The 15,236-nt window shown below is 42.4% G+C and carries 16 protein-coding genes; 8 read left to right on the top strand and 8 right to left on the bottom strand.

Annotated elements, in window-relative coordinates; translation table 11 throughout:
- Positions 1-25 precede the first annotated feature (25 nt).
- Positions 26-1,009, bottom strand: coding sequence for a phosphotransferase enzyme family protein (locus UB51_RS21265; RefSeq protein WP_044879014.1), 984 nt, complete (start codon positions 1,007-1,009; stop codon positions 26-28).
- A 183-nt stretch (positions 1,010-1,192) separates the two neighbouring features.
- On the opposite strand from UB51_RS21265, the gene UB51_RS21260 reads away from it, so the two are divergent.
- Genes UB51_RS21260 through UB51_RS21250 form a run of 3 tightly spaced genes read left to right on the top strand, consistent with a single transcriptional unit; the run spans position 1,193 to position 3,134 of the window.
- Positions 1,193-1,561, top strand: a complete 369-nt coding sequence (locus UB51_RS21260) for a GntR family transcriptional regulator (protein ID WP_044879013.1) — start codon at positions 1,193-1,195, stop codon at positions 1,559-1,561.
- The gene (locus tag UB51_RS21255) at positions 1,561-2,454 is read left to right on the top strand and encodes an ABC transporter ATP-binding protein (protein ID WP_199925045.1); all 894 of its coding nucleotides are present in this window, start codon (positions 1,561-1,563) and stop codon (positions 2,452-2,454) included. Before UB51_RS21260 ends, UB51_RS21255 begins: the two co-directional genes overlap by 1 nt.
- Positions 2,454-3,134: a hypothetical protein gene (locus UB51_RS21250; RefSeq protein WP_044879011.1), complete on the top strand. Its 681-nt coding sequence runs from the start codon at positions 2,454-2,456 to the stop codon at positions 3,132-3,134. Before UB51_RS21255 ends, UB51_RS21250 begins: the two co-directional genes overlap by 1 nt.
- Before the next feature lie 216 nt (positions 3,135-3,350).
- Here the strand turns inward: UB51_RS21250 and UB51_RS21245 are convergent, their stop codons facing one another.
- The 6 genes from UB51_RS21245 to UB51_RS21220 form a co-directional block, all read right to left on the bottom strand.
- On the bottom strand, positions 3,351-4,817 hold the full coding sequence (locus tag UB51_RS21245) for an alpha-amylase (protein ID WP_044879010.1): 1,467 nt from the start codon (positions 4,815-4,817) through the stop codon (positions 3,351-3,353).
- A gap of 437 nt (positions 4,818-5,254) precedes the next feature.
- Positions 5,255-5,941, bottom strand: a complete 687-nt coding sequence (locus UB51_RS21240; protein WP_044879009.1) for an ABC transporter ATP-binding protein — start codon at positions 5,939-5,941, stop codon at positions 5,255-5,257.
- Entirely contained in the window at positions 5,938-7,056 is a 1,119-nt protein-coding gene (locus UB51_RS21235) for an ABC transporter permease (RefSeq protein ID WP_044879008.1), read from the bottom strand. Before UB51_RS21235 ends, UB51_RS21240 begins: the two co-directional genes overlap by 4 nt.
- A 73-nt stretch (positions 7,057-7,129) precedes the next feature.
- Positions 7,130-8,506: a sensor histidine kinase gene (locus UB51_RS21230; RefSeq protein WP_044879007.1), complete on the bottom strand. Its 1,377-nt coding sequence runs from the start codon at positions 8,504-8,506 to the stop codon at positions 7,130-7,132.
- A complete protein-coding gene (locus UB51_RS21225) occupies positions 8,503-9,180 on the bottom strand; it encodes a response regulator transcription factor (RefSeq protein ID WP_044879006.1) in 678 nt (225 codons plus the stop codon). Before UB51_RS21225 ends, UB51_RS21230 begins: the two co-directional genes overlap by 4 nt.
- Positions 9,177-10,517 (bottom strand): voltage-gated chloride channel family protein, encoded by a 1,341-nt coding sequence (locus UB51_RS21220; protein ID WP_044879005.1) that lies wholly within the window; start codon positions 10,515-10,517, stop codon positions 9,177-9,179. Before UB51_RS21220 ends, UB51_RS21225 begins: the two co-directional genes overlap by 4 nt.
- A gap of 300 nt (positions 10,518-10,817) precedes the next feature.
- On the opposite strand from UB51_RS21220, the gene UB51_RS21215 reads away from it, so the two are divergent.
- The 4 genes from UB51_RS21215 to UB51_RS21200 all read left to right on the top strand — a co-directional run bounded on the left by UB51_RS21215 (position 10,818) and on the right by UB51_RS21200 (position 14,096).
- A complete protein-coding gene (locus UB51_RS21215) occupies positions 10,818-12,218 on the top strand; it encodes a hypothetical protein (RefSeq protein WP_044879004.1) in 1,401 nt (466 codons plus the stop codon).
- Positions 12,219-12,542: 324 nt separating this feature from the next.
- Positions 12,543-12,944 (top strand): DoxX family protein, encoded by a 402-nt coding sequence (locus UB51_RS21210; RefSeq protein ID WP_044879003.1) that lies wholly within the window; start codon positions 12,543-12,545, stop codon positions 12,942-12,944.
- Positions 12,945-13,073: 129 nt separating this feature from the next.
- Entirely contained in the window at positions 13,074-13,685 is a 612-nt protein-coding gene (locus tag UB51_RS21205; protein ID WP_044879002.1) for a flavin reductase family protein, read from the top strand.
- Between the two features lie 96 nt (positions 13,686-13,781).
- Positions 13,782-14,096, top strand: coding sequence for an MGMT family protein (locus UB51_RS21200; protein WP_044880347.1), 315 nt, complete (start codon positions 13,782-13,784; stop codon positions 14,094-14,096).
- 73 nt (positions 14,097-14,169) lie between these two features.
- On the opposite strand, the gene UB51_RS21195 is transcribed toward UB51_RS21200, so the two are convergent.
- On the bottom strand, positions 14,170-14,751 hold the full coding sequence (locus tag UB51_RS21195) for an LOG family protein (protein ID WP_044879001.1): 582 nt from the start codon (positions 14,749-14,751) through the stop codon (positions 14,170-14,172).
- Positions 14,752-14,854: 103 nt separating this feature from the next.
- Between UB51_RS21195 and UB51_RS21190 the strand changes: the two genes are divergently transcribed.
- On the top strand, positions 14,855-15,178 hold the full coding sequence (locus UB51_RS21190; RefSeq protein WP_044879000.1) for a MazG nucleotide pyrophosphohydrolase domain-containing protein: 324 nt from the start codon (positions 14,855-14,857) through the stop codon (positions 15,176-15,178).
- The last annotated feature ends 58 nt before the right edge of the window (positions 15,179-15,236 follow it).

Below are 15,236 nucleotides of genomic sequence, written 5' to 3'. Positions count from 1 at the left end.
AGGATTACTGTACGGCTTATGCACATTATAACTTATAAAAAATGCTTTGATTATCTATAAAAGGCAGGCAGTACTTATTGCAAAAGGTCGGCATCCGTTCCCTCATCCAAGGATGCTTGTCTTCATTCTCCAGATGAAAAGCATAAAAACCAAGGATAGATAATATCATAACTCCCTCTAACAATTTCATATCCTTTTCCGTAAATGCTGACGATTTACTGGTGTACCCTGCTATAAAGTGGTCCCGTTCATCCGGCTTAAAGCTAAGCACACTTCCCGCGACATCATAGAGATAATAACCATAGCCAAACAGACAAAAGTCAATGATAGCAATCCCATGTTGTGTTACGAGAAGATTGCCCTTGTTAATATCCGCATGAATGATTCCCCAAGTATCTGAAGTCTGAGGGTAAGTCTCTAATCTAGAGTTAAGGACCTCAAAGAATCTCTTTAAGATTATATAATCATCAGCCGAAAAAATACCCAGCGAGACACCCAACTCAAGCTGCTTCAGCATCGATTCATTTTCTGCTATACCGGCATGAGTTGGCCGAAATTCACTTGTTCTAATGCCCGTAGTTCTTCCGAATTGATGCAGGTTGCTGACCTGTTCCCCCAAATGAATAATGTGTTCTTTGGAGATCACTTCATCCTTCTGTACATCCCTGCCTTCAATCCATTGTAGCAGTGTACTTTGAATGACTTCCCCTTCTTCTGTCCATTGAGTAACCCATTCCCCAACTGTATTACGGACTGGAGTCTGCATCAGGATATCCGTTCTTGCGTTCAATTCCTGTAGTAACGTCATCTCGACCTTGAGCCCTTCATAGGTGTGTTGTAAACCGCTCAGATTAGGAGTTACCGCTTTATGTATTCTTAAAAGATACGACATCCCGTTTACTTCATCAGTCACTTTGTAGGTCAGATTCTCGTTATGCCGAATAAATGCGGTTGACGAAACATGAATGGGGTACTCTCTTAATATTTCACTAATCATCTTGTCGTTCAATTCCTGTCACCGCCTGTTATGGGTAGTTACACTGGGATATTATGATCCATAACTATTGTAACATTCTCGAAAGACAGTTGTTTTAGACCAATAGCCTATTTTTAAAAATGTTATTGACAGCAGCATTCATCAGCTGTATGGTTAGTTACATAAGTAGTTAACCAGTCTGGTGGTGATGAAGAAATGAAATTTTTGATTGATGACAGCCGGCCGATATTTGTTCAGATTGCAGAACGAATTGAAGATGACATTATTGATGGCGTACTGCCCGAGGAATCGCAGGTTCTTTCGACGAACCAATTTTCCACCTTTTACAAGATAAATCCGGCAACTGCGGCGAAGGGTGTCAATATGCTTGTTGACGAGGGGATTTTGTACAAGAAGCGGGGGATTGGCATGTTTGTGGCAGAGGGTGCTCGTACGAAAGTGATTGAGAAGCGGAAGGAACAATTTTTCGAAGAGTTTGTGGTAACGATGGTTCGGGAAGCGAAGAAACTGGGCATCTCGGCCGAACAGTTAACGGATATGATCCAGAGAGGGGATAATGCATGATGGGTAAAGTAGTCGAGTTGAACCGGCTGATGAAGTCGTATGGAGATGTGATGGTAGTCAATAATGTTAGTTTCTCCATGGATGAAGATAAAATCTACGGATTGCTGGGCAGGAACGGGGCAGGGAAGACGACGATCATGAATATGATTACCGCCCAGCTGTTTGCTTCAAGCGGGGAGCTTAGAGTATTTGGGGAAAATCCCTACGAGAATAACCGCGTACTCAGCCAGATTTGTTTTATTAAGGAGAGCCAGAAATATCCTGATGTTTATCGTATTATCGATGTGCTAGAAATCTCCGCTTCTTTCTTTCCCAACTGGGATCATGACTATGCGCTCTCGCTTGCTGAGGAGTTTCGGCTTCCGCTGAAACGGAGAATGGGGAAGCTTTCCAGAGGAATGCTCTCCTCTGTCGGTATTATTGTTGGTCTTGCGAGCCGGGCGCCGCTCACGGTATTCGATGAGCCCTACCTAGGGCTTGATGCGGTAGCCCGCAGCTTGTTTTACGATCGGCTGATTGAGGATTATTCACTGCATCCGCGGACAGTCATTCTATCCACGCACCTCATCGATGAAGTAAGCCGCATCCTGGAGCATGTGATGGTGATCGATAATGGAACCTTGATCATCGATGAGGATGCCGAGGCGCTTCGCTGTCGGGCGTTTACCTTGGCGGGGCCCAAAGATGCTGTTGAATCCTTCACGGCGGGCAAGGAGGTCATCCATCGTGAACCTTTTGGCAACTTGGTAACAGCAACCGTAATGGGAAATTGGGATGCCGGAGAACGCAAGCAGGCAGAGGCATTGGGACTTGAGCTTGCCCCCGTATCCCTCCAGCAGTTAATTATTTATCTGACGAATGGAAAAACACAAAGAAAGGCGGTTGAAGTCTGATGAACCGAGTTGCAAACGTTATGAAAATGCATAGCAGGGATAAGTGGTCGTGGTTTATTATCCCTTGGGTGGTCATGCTTTCGGTCTTTATTATCAATCTTGTTATCAGCGTTTTTATCGATGATCCTATGTATACCGGTGCTATTGCTTCCGTTTACGTCTATATGTTCATAGCCGGGATTGTTACACTGGCACAGACATTTCCGTTTGCGCTTGGGATGAGTGTGAGCAGAACAGATTACTTTCTGGGAACTTCGGCCATGATTATTTTGACAAGCGTCGGTTTCGCCGTTCTGATGTTTCTTCTCGGTCTCACGGAAGGATGGACGGGTGCTTGGGGGAGCGATTTGCATTTCTTTCATCTGCCGTATCTCAGCGATGGTCCTGTCATCAATCAATTCTTAGTGCCTCTTGTCATCCTGTTGTTCATGCGTTATTTAGGGATTGTGATTGCTGCTACACACAAGCGTACAGGGCGCAGTGGCCTATTCATCGCTTCAGGTATTTTGCTACTGGTGTTTACCGTTCTGGGATTCCTGGCCACCTATCTGAATTGGTATCCTGCCATCTTTGATTGGATGGTCGAACAATCCGCTGTGGACTATACCCTGTGGATGCTTCCTCTAATCGTTATATTTGCAGTGGTGTCTTACCTTCTGCTGCGTCGAGCGACGATTTAATCCGCCAGTTTATGAAGCCGTGATCTAGCTTCTGAGTAATCCTATACAATAAATTATGTATAATACAGCCCCCTTTAAAGAAGTAAACGTGAAACTACACGTTATGTTTCAATTGTTAACGAAACCTACTTGTTGGTTTAACTGGGCTATATTTAATCAAAAAGGGTAGCGCTTCATGTCCAATCAACATGCAACGTTACCCTTATTTATATTTATCTACTTCACATCATCCTCTGGTAGTGCCCATACAGACACGCTTCCTCCATTGACTGGAAAAGTGGCGAAGCCTTTATCATCGATTGTAATCTGATCGTCTCTATTATTCGTGATGTCTATCCATACTTCATTTACGCGGTCTGGTCCAACAAGCATCCGCTTCTCACCGTCATCTCCGTTGGAGATGACAACAGCACACCCTGAACGTTCTATTTCCTGTACACCAAATCGCACCCATCCGATTGTGTTCGGATGATCGAAATAATCTTCCTGCTTACCATAGGCTTTGTGGTATCGAGCATAGAGAAGGGGGTCAATGGCTGATTGTTTCCCTTCGATCGCTTTCTCTCCTCCAATCCCATAATAATCACCGTAGAAGACTACGGGATAGCCATCTTGGCGAAGCAGTATGAGGGCATAAGCACTTTGTTTAAACCAATCGTCTACCCAAGACTCCAGAGATTCATGGGGCTGTGAGTCATGATTATCAACAAAAGTAACCGCACTTGATGGATGAGAACCGACTAAAGTATCCTTGAATAGGGTCGTAAGGTCAAAGTTTCTACCCGATTGTGATGCGGCATGAAATTTATAGTGAAGAGACACATCGAATAGATCGATTTTATAATCAACGGTATCTAGAAATTGCTGACAGGCTGTGAGATCAGGGTTCCAAAATTCCCCTACAATATAAAAATCTTTACCTTGTTGCTTCATTAACTCAGCTGTAAATTGTTTAATGAAATCATGATTAATATGCTTGATCGCATCTAAGCGGAAGCCATCGCATGACAATGTCTTGGTCAACCATTTGCCCCATGAGATCATTTCTTGGTTCACTTCGGGGTGGTTGTAATCGATATTGGCGAACATTAAGTAATCGTAATTACCAAATTCAACATCTACATTTTGATTCCAAACTTTGTTATCACCTACGATTCGAAATATGCCTTTGCGATCTTCTTTCGCATCATAATCCGTACCGTTGAAATGTTGGAAGTTCCACTTAAATGAAGAATATTGATCACCCCGTCCAGGGAATGTGAATTTCGTCCATCCTTCAATATCAAATGGTTTGGAAATTTCCTCTAAGCGATTGTGTTCATCTACTTCAATGACTTGGAACGTCTCCTTTTCGTCAGCTCCAGCTTTATGATTCATGACTAGATCTACATAAACGCCTATACCGTGATCGTGGCAGGCATGGATAGCATCCACTAATTGTTGCTTGGTACCGTATTTCGTGCGAACCGTACCCTTTTGATCAAATTCCCCTAAATCATACAGATCATATGTAGCATACCCTCTATCCTCTGCGGATTGGGCTTTTGTGACAGGAGGGACCCAGATTGAATCAATTCCCCTCTGTTTCAGCTCGGGGGCTAATTCTTTTAACCGATTCCAGTGAGATCCATTAGCTTCGACATGCCATTCAAAAAATTCCATCATCGTATGATTGCGCTTCATGTCCTATTCCCTCCATATGGTTCCTTGCTTGTACAATATTAACGCCTTCGCAAGAATGGTTATTTAGGTTTATATGAGAAAGATTACCCAATCTTGCATAGTGTTTAAACTTAGAAATAATGATTAGGCTTGCAAGAGGAGGCGGATAATCGATTCGGTCAGTGAGACCATCCGATGTGAAATCTTTATGGATAGCTCTAGTTAGGATAGTTTTCCAATACGGTACTAAAAGTATTCAACTTTGCGCAAAAGAGTGCTAATTCTAGTCAAGCTCAAACAAGCACGAAGGAAGCAAGCAATAAGAGCCTTAGTGTTAGTAATACCGTGAATGCTGATGGGGGCATCGATATTCAAATCTAAGATGACCAGCGAACGGAAAAGAACACAAAAAAAGACGCCAAAGTTCATCATGACGTCTTTGCTGTGTGCTATTAAAATTAATGATTAGGTTTGTCGACCAGCAATCCATCTTCCAGATAAAGCACACGATCACACCATTCCAACATCCGCTCATCGTGGGTTACCATGACGGCTGCTTTGCCTTCGTTCTTTACTTCTTCAGCGATCATCCGTACTACTTCTTTACCACGCTTGAAATCTAAGCTTGCGGTCGGCTCATCAGCAAACAGAATCTCGGGCTTGTTCATCCAAGCTCTTGCAATAGCCACACGCTGCTTCTCCCCACCGGAGAGCTGATCAGGATAATGATTACGCCGATCCCATATCTCCAACCGTTGTAATAAGTAAGCAGCTCGCTGCTTGGCTTCCTTAGCGTTAGCATGTGCCTGCTTAGCCACGAACAATAACTGCTCTTCCACCTTCAAGTAGGGCAATAGCTGCGCACTTTGGAACATAAACCCTATTTTTTCTAATCGCAGCTGAGTAAGTTCACCTTTGTCCTTATCCACCAAAGATTCTCCATCGATCAGTATTTCTCCGCTGGTAGGTGTCAGAAGCGCACCAGCGGCGGAAAGAAATGTGCTTTTCCCAGAGCCTGAGGGACCAAGAACAGCGACGAATTCTCCCTCATCTACTTGCAGGTTCAGGTTATTCAGCACTGACATCGTTGAATCTCCATCACCGTAGGTTTTGGTTACTTGTTTCATCAGTAATTTAGTACTCATGCGCCAGTCCTCCCTATCGCTTCTAATGCATCTATTTTTGCTACCTTAGCCACTGAGATCAGTGATCCCAATAAGGACATGCCTACAAATAAACAGCTGGTTAGAACGATCGTGGAGGTGTCCAGTTGGAAGGGCATGGATTCCGGTAGAGCCATGTTCATTCCAAAGGTCAGCAACAGACTGATACACAGACTTGCCACCGATAACACCATGACCTGCCCGACCACACTCCACGCTAAGTAAGACATTTTAGTACCCATTGCCTTCAGAATACCGAATTGGCTTGTCTTTTGGATCGTAATGACGTAGAAGAACACTGCCAACACAAACGCTGCGATAACAAATAAGAACACAGTCATCATAAGCAGAGAACCCTGTTCTTCTTTATAACCAGGGATGCTGGAAATGGCTTGCTTTTGCGTGATTACCTCGATATTGTCCAGTTTATCGGTGATGCCAGTTACCTGCTCGGATGTGGCATTCACAGCAATAATATTAAAAGATGTTGGTTTCAAAGGTTCCCCAGTTCGGGATACTCCCTGCTTCATATCCTGCCAGTCTCCAGTATTCATATAGACCACGGGAGTGTGACTATAAGAGCTGTCTTCGACATATCCGGCAACGTTCCAACTTAACCCTGTAGCTTGATCAACAATGGTACTGCCAATGGTGATACCTGATTGCTCAAGCTTTCGGTCAACAATAACACTGCCCTTCTTTTCATTAGTGATTCCTTCTCCCTGCACTACATTAGGAGCAAGTAAACCCTTCATATCTACCGCAAAAAATGTAACATCAGCCTTTACATCCGTATTGTTAGCAGTAATCGTACTGATCTGGATGCTAAGCGGAGTCGCATTCTGCTCTCCTACAACAGAACGGACCTCTTTCAACTCGAGTTCATGAAGCTGAGAACGCCTAAACGTGTGATCGGCATCTCCCTGAACAACATAATGGTTCGCAGGCATATTCTTCACAGCGGAGATATTAGCGTAGGCTAATCCCTGAGCTAGTCCAGTTACGAACAAGACAAGAAAAGAGACGAGTAACATGATGACCATAATAAGCATGTATCTGGCTTTGGAATGTCGCATTTCCCTTAATGCTAAAAACATATAACCAACCACTCCTTCTAATCTGTATAGCCCCAGTTTAGAAGTTGAACATGAACGGAGTATGAATAATGAATTACAAAGAAGGTAGAGAGACAGTGAAGGTAGTCCCGGTACCTTGTACACTCGTAACCTCAATGGTTCCTTTATGAGACTGAACAATTTTCTGAGCAATGGAAAGCCCCAGCCCTGTGCTGTGAGTCTCTCGTGTCCGCGCCCGGTCTACTTTGTAGAACCTGTCGAATATCAGGAGCAGTTCCTCTGCGGCAATCCCTTCACCAGTATCGGTTACACGAACCAGACAGCGTCCACTGTCAAGGCTTGCTGATATCATAATTTCTCCACCGTCTGGCGTATATTTTATCGCATTAGATAATAGATTCATCCACACTTGATAGAGCAGGTCAGCATCTCCGCTAATGCTAATCTCGGGTAGATTCAACCGAAGCGACAATTGTTTCTCTGCAAGCCACCACTCCATAATCTGCACAACTTGGCGTAGTTGGGGGCGTAAATCAAAGGTTGTAATCTGTAGCTGATCGGCATCATAATCCAGAGAAGATAACGTAAGCAATTGTTTACTGAGCATCGACAAGCGGCGGCTTTCCTCATCAATGATAGAGAGGTACTGTATTCTTTCCTCGTTAGGTAAAGTAGAGTCCTTCAAAGCATGGGCAAAGCCCTGTATGGAAGTGAGGGGGGATTCGATTTCATGGGATACGTTAGCGACAAATTCCTGTCTGGCCCGATTCGTCCGTTCTAGCTCTCGACTCATGATCATGAAATGGGTAGCTAACTGTCCAATTTCATCACGTCTTCGCGTATTCAGTTTAATGTCATATCTGCCCTTAGAAATCCCCTTGGTAGCCGAAGTAAGTCGAATAATCGGTTTGACTATATGTAGGACACTTATCATAAGGAAACATAGGCTGAACAGCAGGGTGAGTCCAATCATCATCGCAAAAAATATACGTAACTCTCCAAACTGCACTTGGGCATCAGGACGCATGAATAACGCGTAACTTTGGTTGTTGATGTTTATGGGTACCCCTATTGAGTTGCGCAATTGATTATCAAAAAATCCAGTAATAAACAGCGTGTTTGGAAAATCAGCAACACCATGATAGATTTGGCCCTTCAGTACATTCTGAACGTGCTTCTCTTCTAATTCCTTCTCCCGAAACGGTTTACCGTAAAAGCGGTCATCACCTTGATTGTTCGTAATATAAATTTTGTAGCCCAAAGAAGCTACACTGGTTAGATATTCGTCTATAGAATCCGGATGGGACTCACTAAATTGTTGAAGTTGAATGGCCATTCTAGTAAGCTTCGAATCATTTAGGGACTTAACGTTCTGTTGGTAATATAAGTTGGAAGCTAGAAAAGCGAGAAGGCTACCTATTAGAATAACCGAACAAAAGACAAGGCACATGCGTACATAGAGTGATTTCATGGGCTGAACAGCTCCACTTTATAGCCAATCCCTCGAACTGTTCGGATGATAAAGTCATCCTGATAATCTATAAATCGCTGACGCAAACGCTTAATGTGAACATCAATGGTTCGTTCATCACCTTCATATTCTGTTCCCCACACCAGTTCAATTAACTCACCGCGGGAGAATAGTCTTCCGGGGTACTGAGCTAGTTGTGCCAATAATTCAAACTCCTTCACGGGCAGGAGCAGAATATCGTCCCCGTCAGTAATCTCATAGTTTTTGCGGTCAATGACCAGTCGGTTCAAACGGATCTTATCGTCAGAAGCGATGGAGTAGCGACGAAATAAGGCTTTTATGCGGTATAACAGCTCTTCCGGCTCGAAGGGCTTGGTGACATAGTCATCCGTTCCGTGCAAATAGCCTTGCTCCTTATCACTTAGCTGTTGGCGTGCCGTCAACAATATAATAGGAATGTCATAGGTTTTCCGAATATATTGGCATAATTCCAGCCCGTCCACATGTGGCATCATAATATCGACGATAGCTAGATCCACGGTAGACTCTTTCAGCTTCTGTATAGCTTCCCGTCCATCCCCAGCTTCAAGCACAAGATAACCATCTCTGGTTAGAACATGCTTCAATAATGTACGAATATGGTGATCATCGTCGGCGATCAATAGATTCTTCATGATTTCTCACTCCCGTTTTTCTCTTTTTTGCCGAGTTTTATAGTACCGAGGGTCGCACCCTCAGGAACTTGTATCAAGTGAGATTTGGAAATTCCGATCTGCTGAGATGTATAGATGCCTGTGTGCCCAGAGAAGAAATAGCTGACGAGACAAGCAATAAACATATAGATTGCTCCATTCGCTCCGTTCGATCCGAACAATTCAATGCCCATAAGAAAACAAGCGATGGGTGTGTTAGTCGCCCCGCAGAATACGGCGATAAAGCCCAAGGATGCCAGAAAAGGGGCGTATAAATGCAAGAAGCCGGATAGAGCATTCCCTAGCGTTGCTCCGATTGCGAATAAAGGGGTAACTTCCCCACCTTGGAAACCGGCGCCCAGTGTAAGAGTAGTGAATATCAATTTCCACAGGAAAGCAAAGGGTGAGACATCCTCCGTGAATGAGTCTTGAATAAGCGGAATACTGAGACCTAGATAATCCCTTGTCCCAAGTAAGTAGACTAAGCCGATAATGATTAAACCCCCTGCGGCGCTTTTGATCATAGGATTTCGGAATACGTAGCTATATGCTTTTTTTAGGGAGTGAGTTAACTGGCTGAAAAGGATGCTGGTCAATCCGAACAGGATTGACGCGAATATGACCTTAAGGAGTACCAGCGCTGATAATTCGGGAACAGCACCTACATTATAATGAAGATGAGAGACTCCCCAGAATGATGTTGTTACTAGATGACCAACGAAGCTCGCTACAAAAGCAGGCAGTAGGGCTTCATGTCGGATTAATCCAATAGCTAGAACTTCAAGTCCAAATATAGTACCGGCTAAGGGTGTACCGAAGATCGATCCAAAGCCGCCGCTAATTCCGCATATCAATAAAATTTTGCGATCAACGGGACTCACTCGTAATAGCTTTCCGAATCCTTCAGCTAAGCTTGCGCCCATCTGCACAGCAGTACCTTCCCGCCCGGCAGACCCTCCGAACAGATGCGTAATTAAGGTTCCGAATAGAACGAGAGGCGTCATCCGCAGGGGGATCGTCTCGTTACCGTTGTTGATTTGTTCCAGAATTAAGTTATTGCCCTTGGCACTATTCTTCCCGAGCTTTAGGTAAAGTAAGCTGACTAAGGCTCCTCCAGCAGGTAAGAGAAATAACAGCCAGGGATGTTCCATTCTCAGGTCGGTTACGTACTCCAGACTCATTAGGAAAATGGCAGAAGCAGTCCCAGACAATATGCCCACGCCGCTCCCTAGGATAATCCATTTAATAAAAGATCTTAGCAAAGCTGTATGTACAAATCTGTCCGAAAATTGAGCCCAATTCAATTTGAATTTTTGCATCGATATCCATATCTCCTTAAAGCATGAGTAAAATGGGTAGAAAAAAGATCGTCCTCCTTTATAGAACCGTTTGTACCAAAAGATTCAAAAAGAAGACGATCTAATCCAAAATTCTATCACGATCTAGTCCATCCTTCAATCTATTGGCTTTGTGTTCATGGGTGACTGAGGATAATGAACAGGTATCCATACAACCAGGAATCTATATGAATGTTTATTGACCGTCGGATAAATTACATATATAATTCATTAATACTATTTTATGGGTTTTATAATATTTTTTATTAGGGGGTGATATATTTGAAATCTAACACCACGATCCGCTCAGAAATAGAAGACTACATAAGAAGAAATAGAGTGAGCCTACAAGGATTATCCAAAGCAACTGGCATGAACAAAGGGATTCTAAGTGCGATTATTAATCGTAATCCACCTAAGCCTATTGCTGTAAGTCATTTGGATCTAATTACAGCAGCAATGGGGCTTCCAGAGGGAGCATTATATGAGTTGTATATGGATGAATGCTTTATTGTGAATGCACCGAATTGGCGACGGTTAAGACCCTTCCTACAACGGTGTGCAGAGCTTGAAAGGTACGAGTGTATTGAGAATGTATTGCAGCGGCTTGCCGATGATCTTTCATTTATTCCTGGAATATTTAATACGGCAGAATTGCTCTACAAACAAGGTTGGACCCAAGCAGCAGCCTTGCTGTACAAATGTGTTGCTGAAGGTGAGAAGTACCAACATTCCGAGAGGCTAGCTATTTCTCAATATCGGTTATTTAAAGAAAAGATAGGAACAGATAATATGATTAATTTAAAGGCCGTTAGTCAGTTTGATCCCTTTATTAATCGGCTACCTGAAGACGAGCAGCTCGACGCACTACGAGATTTGGGTAATGTTTATACTTCACTTCATGTATGGGAGCGTTTAGATGAGATTGCCGTGCAGTTAGAAAGATTGGTGGCAAGTCTATACAAATATGAATGTGAGTCTAACAGATATGATGAATCAAATAGAAAGACAAAATATCCATTGGTTGTTTATTACGCATATGCCTATGTGATGAGAGCGGAAGTGTGTGACCATCGAAAAGATTACGAACAGGCACAGGAATATAATAATCGCTATGCTGATTTGAGTTGGTTCATGGGATTAGGTGAAGAAGGCAAGAGCTGTGTTACTAAGTTTAGCGAGTGGTCAAAGGCAAATTTCTATGTGTTTGAGCTGAAAGCAGGAAAGCTAGAAGTCCTTCCTGAATATGTATCATATATTGAGGATAAGGAAAGTGAAATTCTTCCGGGATTAGAAATCGTTATGAAGGTTGCGAATGAATATGATATCAATGTAGACGATATTCTTCTAAAGTTTGAGGACAATATTTCTTCTTATTCTCATCTGGATTTTGCGATGGGAGATTATGACCATCAGTTAAGTATGGATAGGTATACGAACTTTTTTTATGAAGTTGCTTATTATCATTATAAAAATTCTCGGCATGAGATAGCAAATCGGTATGTTTTGATTAGTTTGGAATATTCTGTTATTATGAATAATAAGGCGAACATTATCCTCTGTATGAAATTATTTGAAGAGTTAAGACATCTTGCTTCGACAGAAGCCTTACATAAGTATAAAACTATTATTAAAGGAGTTCATGATGATGCGGAAAATGATATCTTCTTTGTTGGCAGTTAGTCTATGCTTTTTTATTTTCATACAACCGGCTCCACCCATTGTAGGTTCAGAAGTAGTGGCTCCTATGATCCATGGTTCTGGTGGATTTACTTAGGAATTTTTCGATGTTCAAAGACAGCATCTTTATTAGCTTAGTTAAGCGTAAGTAAGAAGAAACACCCTAAAAGCCACATGCAAATGACCTCGATGGTCATGTATGTGGCTTTTAGGTGTTTCCGTTAGTGTTCTAAAGAGAGATAGATATCTAAAGAAATAGTCGTTGACATTAATCTCATCATAAAGTATCTTTATATTAAGATAATTTAAAAAATGGGGGAATTAATAATGGCTATTGCTTTGGGATTACTCATCATTCGATTAGTTGTAGGTTTAAGCTTCGTAGGACATGGTGCACAAAAGTTGTTCGGTTGGTTCGGTGGATATGGTCCCAAAGGAACGGGAGGCTGGATGGAATCGATAGGCATTAAGCCGGGTGTAGCTATGGCTGTGGGTGCTGGACTGGCAGAGCTTCTTGGAGGCTTGTTGTTTGCAGCAGGATTATTTACTGAAGTTGGCGCTCTGCTGATCGTTCTAACGATGCTCGGAGCTATCGTTAAAGTGCATGGAAGTAATGGTTATTGGGCAACAGCTAATGGATATGAATATAACTTGTTGCTTATTGTTGTCGCTATAGGAATTGCCTTAACCGGTGCAGGAGCCTATTCCATGGATGCGTTACTTAACTAATAAGCAAAGGGAATAGAGTTAAAGCCATCTTACCCCGCGATTGAAGTAAGAGTGTTAATGGAGGATAATGGAGTATGATTCATTAGTTATAGTGAGGATATCCTTAGAAAGTGGGAAGGAGGAATGAAGATGATTATGATCGATCCCTTAGACCAAAGTGAACGGGATAATTACAAATTACTCATTGGTAGCATTGTCCCTAGGCCGATTGCTTTCGTAACGACGCTATCAAGTACTGGAATTCTGAATGCCGCGCCCTTTAGTTATTTCAACATCGTAACGGCTGATCCTCCGATGGTATCCATATCTGTAAATCGTAAGATGGGTCAGTCCAAAGATACAGCTAGGAATGCTATGGCAACAGGTGAATTTGTCGTTCATATCTCAGATGAATCCTTTATTGCACAGATAAATCAGACTGCTGCAAGCTTACCGCCAGATGAAAGTGAAGTGGTCTTGGCAGGGCTTACCCCTACGAAAAGTAACAAGGTGAGTGTGCCAGGTATAGCCGAAGCTAACATTCGGATGGAATGTCTTCTTGAACATGTCATACCTCTTGGAGGGACAGAAGAATCTCCTGCCACGGATCTGCTAATTGGAAGAGTGATCTGCTTTCATATTGCAGAATCCTTATATCACAATGGATATATTGATCCCGAGGGGCTGAAGCCGGTAAGTCGGCTGGCTGGTCATTCCTACGCAAAATTGGGCGAGATCTTTACTATAGAACGTCCTGAATAATATGCATAAGTACGCTGATATTATCCGTTTGTTGATTATTTAAGAAGTGAAGGGGTTGTTTTGGTGAACTCTAGGGAGCCCGAAGCGGGGAAGGAACTGAAGCCCTACACATTACGTGTGATTGAAGTTATTAAGGCGATTCCAGAGGGGCGTGTCATGACTTACGGTCAGATAGCGGCAATGGCTGGCAGTCCACGGGGCGCTAGACAGGTTGTTCGAATCCTTCATTCATTAGGCAGACGCTATAAGCTTCCTTGGCACAGGGTAGTTAATGCGAAGGGACAAATAGCCATTCAGGATGAGGAAGGGCATGCCATGCAGATTCTCTATCTGAAGGATGAAGGCGTCGAGCTAGATGAGAATGAAGTCATTGATCTGGCTTATTATCTGCATACTCCTGAGTGTGAATAAAGCTAGAATGAAACAAGTTATCATAACACTTATAATACCGTGTTGTGATAACTTGTTTTGTTGTTGAGCCTTATTATGTTTGATTTTTTTTAATATAGGTCTTCACAGTAGGTGGGATATACATATTGAATTTCTCAAGTAAATCTGCTGGATTTGAATCCACTAGAGCCATGGAACGATACTTGTCTTGTAAAAATTGTTGTTCATTCATATGGTCAAAAAAAGAAATAAGTAAATCATAATAATGATTAATATTCAAAATCCCACAAGGCTTTTGATGAAGTCCGAGTTGCGCCCAAGTGAAAACCTCGAAAAATTCTTCTAATGTTCCAGGTCCCCCAGGTAAAGCAATAAACCCATCCGCTAGTTCAACCATCTTTGTTTTTCTTTCGTGCATAGAATCGACTATGATCAACTCCGTTAAATTCGGATGAGATATCTCTCTATCCTCTAACATTTGTGGAATGACTCCAATAACCTGTCCTCCTGATTCCAAGACAGCATCTGCTAATGTTCCCATAATTCCAACACTAGCTCCACCATAGACAAGGGTAATGCCTCGTTTTGCTAGCTCTTTACCTAGATGAATAGCTCCCTCTTTATAAGCAGGTGAAGCTCCGTCACTTGATCCACAGAAAACCGCTATTTTTTTCATAGTTCCTCCATCACAATAATTATTTGGTATGAATTGAATTATAACTTTAAGTATAATGAATCTTCGGATTAAATTAAATCTTTTAATAAGGGAGATTCTATTGATGGACGTTCATGAATTTCAACAATGGGTTAAAGAATATTATGAATTAAGAGGCTGGTCTGAACTTAATATTTTTGTTCGTATTGGATTTCTAGCAGAGGAAACAGGGGAAGTAGCACGAGCAATAAGAGCATTGGAGATTGGTCGAGATCGACCAGATGAACATAGTGGAACATACGTTGAGCAAAAACAAGAATTAGTAGAAGAACTTGGCGATGTTTTAGGGAATATTACGGTTATTGCAAATAAGTATGACATCAATCTTGAAGATATTTTTCAAGCCCATCAAAAAAAGTTGTATGATCGGTATCCAAGTGAGAAGTGACATTCATTAGGTATATAACAAGAGGTTGGATTGTCTACTCTGGGCATTTCAATCTCTT

Source organism: Paenibacillus sp. IHBB 10380 (genome assembly GCF_000949425.1).
Classification (GTDB): Bacteria; Bacillota; Bacilli; order Paenibacillales; family Paenibacillaceae; genus Paenibacillus_AQ.
This window is presented reverse-complemented; position numbering and strand designations above follow the sequence as displayed.

Bases quoted from the DNA above. Each gene is read 5' to 3' on its own strand.
- UB51_RS21260 (WP_044879013.1), top strand. From the start codon at position 1,193: ATGAAATTTTTGATTGATGACAGCCGGCCGATATTTGTTCAGATTGCA.
- UB51_RS21255 (WP_199925045.1), top strand. From the start codon at position 1,561: ATGGGTAAAGTAGTCGAGTTGAACCGGCTGATGAAGTCGTATGGAGAT.
- UB51_RS21250 (WP_044879011.1), top strand. From the start codon at position 2,454: ATGAACCGAGTTGCAAACGTTATGAAAATGCATAGCAGGGATAAGTGG.
- UB51_RS21245 (WP_044879010.1), bottom strand. From the start codon at position 4,817: ATGAAGCGCAATCATACGATGATGGAATTTTTTGAATGGCATGTCGAA.
- UB51_RS21240 (WP_044879009.1), bottom strand. From the start codon at position 5,941: ATGAGTACTAAATTACTGATGAAACAAGTAACCAAAACCTACGGTGAT.
- UB51_RS21235 (WP_044879008.1), bottom strand. From the start codon at position 7,056: ATGTTTTTAGCATTAAGGGAAATGCGACATTCCAAAGCCAGATACATG.
- UB51_RS21230 (WP_044879007.1), bottom strand. From the start codon at position 8,506: ATGAAATCACTCTATGTACGCATGTGCCTTGTCTTTTGTTCGGTTATT.
- UB51_RS21225 (WP_044879006.1), bottom strand. From the start codon at position 9,180: ATGAAGAATCTATTGATCGCCGACGATGATCACCATATTCGTACATTA.
- UB51_RS21220 (WP_044879005.1), bottom strand. From the start codon at position 10,517: ATGCAAAAATTCAAATTGAATTGGGCTCAATTTTCGGACAGATTTGTA.
- UB51_RS21210 (WP_044879003.1), top strand. From the start codon at position 12,543: ATGGCTATTGCTTTGGGATTACTCATCATTCGATTAGTTGTAGGTTTA.
- UB51_RS21205 (WP_044879002.1), top strand. From the start codon at position 13,074: ATGATTATGATCGATCCCTTAGACCAAAGTGAACGGGATAATTACAAA.
- UB51_RS21195 (WP_044879001.1), bottom strand. From the start codon at position 14,751: ATGAAAAAAATAGCGGTTTTCTGTGGATCAAGTGACGGAGCTTCACCT.
- UB51_RS21190 (WP_044879000.1), top strand. From the start codon at position 14,855: ATGGACGTTCATGAATTTCAACAATGGGTTAAAGAATATTATGAATTA.